Origin of the sequence: Sphingobacterium sp. UBA7253, from assembly GCF_002472745.1 — a bacterium.
Taxonomy (GTDB): Bacteria; Bacteroidota; Bacteroidia; order Sphingobacteriales; family Sphingobacteriaceae; genus Sphingobacterium; species Sphingobacterium siyangense.
Genome location: NZ_DKSP01000205.1, coordinates 9659 through 11851, shown reverse-complemented (window position 1 = coordinate 11851; position 2193 = coordinate 9659). Strand labels below are relative to the sequence as shown.

Here is a 2193-nt window from a genome sequence, read left to right as displayed (position 1 = left end):
ATGAAACAAAAAGAAATCTAAGTAGATTCAAATCGAAATTATAAATAAGTGTTATGGAAACCAGAAGAGAATTCCTACGAAAGACCCTACTATTTTCAGGAGCAGCAGGTATTGCCAGCTTCATGCCTGCATCGATCCAGAAAGCCTTTGCCATAGACCCTGACCCAGGAAGTAGTTTTTTAGATGCCGAACACATCGTCATCCTGATGCAGGAGAACCGATCCTTTGATCATACGCTAGGTAGTCTTTCGGGAGTTCGGGGTTTCAATGATCCACGTTCGATACGTTTACCGAACGGTTTACCCGTATGGTATCAAACGGATAAAGAGGGAAAAACGTATGCTCCTTTCCGATTAAACCTGAAGGAAAGTAAAGTGACCTGGATGGGTTCTCTTCCACATAGTCGTGCAAGCCAGGTGGATGCCTTTAACCAAGGTCGTTACGATCATTGGCTGTTATCGAAGCAATCAGGGAATAAACAATATGCGGCTATGCCCTTAACATTGGGGTATTTTACACGTGAAGATTTGCCCTTTCATTATGCCTTAGCGGATGCTTTTACAGTATGTGATCAGAATTTTTGCTCGGGCATGACCAGCACTACGCCTAACCGTTCCTTTTTCTGGACGGGTAAGATTACAGAGATGAAAGATGGTCTGCAAAAAGCGAATATTCGGAATGATGACTTTGGCTATGGTAAAATGACCTGGGAAACTTTTCCGGAATTGCTTGAAAAGAATGGCATTAACTGGCGTTTTTATCAAAATGAGACAAGCTGTGGCGGCGGGTTTTCTGGACAGGAAAGGGCATGGCTATCCAATTTTGGGTGTAATCTGCTGGAGTTTTTTCAGGCTTATCAAGTTAAATTTAAGGAGAACTATATCAAAAGCCTAGAAACACAGGTTCGGGATTTGCCCATGCAGATTTCCAAGTTGGAAGAGAAGTCTCCTTCTTCCGAAGAACAAGCCGAAAAGATACGCGCTGATATTCGCAAAAAAAGTGAGGCACTTGAGCGAGCGGAGACCGAACTAAAGGAATTCAATCCAAACAATTATAAAAAGCTAAGTGATTTTACGAAATCATTAAATGAGCGGGCGTTTACGGTAAACAAAGGGGACAACAATTACAGGTCGCTTGATACGTTACATTTTAAGGCACAGGTTAAGGCACAGGGGAAAAAAGCTGCGCTGGAAGTCCCAAAAGGCGATATTCTTTATCAATTTCGCAAAGACGTTGATACTGGTAAATTGCCTGCGGTATCCTGGTTGGCCGGCCCACAGAATTTCTCGGACCACCCGAGTGCGCCCTGGTATGGAGCTTGGTATGTATCTGAAGTTTTAGATATCTTAACAAAGAACCCTGAGGTTTGGAAAAAAACTATTTTTATCATTACCTATGATGAAAACGATGGTTACTATGATCATGTTAAACCTTTCCTTGTACCTGATTTAAAGAAGAAAGATACAGGGGCATGTTCTCCTGGGATCGATACGGAGGTGGAGATGGTTCGTTTAGAAAATGAGCTAAAACAGGGGATTCCTAAAAAGCAAGCACGCGAAGGGGCTGTGGGCCTAGGTTTTCGTGTTCCCATGTATATTGCGTCGCCTTGGTCACGAGGTGGTAAGGTTTGCTCTCAGGTATTTGATCATACGTCTACTTTGCAATTTTTGGAATCTTTCTTTAACAAAAAGCTGAACAAGAATATGCATTTGGAAAACATCAGTGCATGGCGTAGAACAATCTGTGGTGATTTGACAACCGCTTTTACACCTTTTACTCAGCAAAAGGAACAACTCCCTTTTCTTGATAGGAATCAGTATATCGAAACGATATACAATGCGCAGTTCAAAGATGATCCGCGAGGCTTTGTTGAGGTCAAAGATCCTGATCTCGCGACTAAAAACGGATGGATTCCGGGATTTGACCGAATACAGGAGCGGGGGATTCGTAAATCTTTGCCATTGCCTTATGCGCATGATGCGGTGGGCTTTGTGAAAGACGGAGTGTTTCATCTAACGATGACTGTAGACAGCAAGTTTTTCGGAAAAAGGACCGCAGGTACAGCCTTCAACGTTTATAGTCCGTTGGAATATCGTGATGAACAGGGGCAAAGTGAAACTTACCGTAATTGGAATTTTGCGGTGAAGGCCGGTGATCGTTTGGCATATCAGTGGGACCTGGTACGATTTGAAG

Annotated in this window: 1 protein-coding gene; it reads left to right on the top strand. The window is 43.0% G+C overall.

Annotation, left to right across the window (positions count from 1 at the left end):
- Nucleotides 1–53 precede the first annotated feature (53 nt).
- Nucleotides 54–2193, top strand: a 2140-nt coding sequence (locus B2X72_RS21040; RefSeq protein ID WP_286851364.1) for a phosphocholine-specific phospholipase C, incomplete at its 3' end; no start/stop codon positions are given.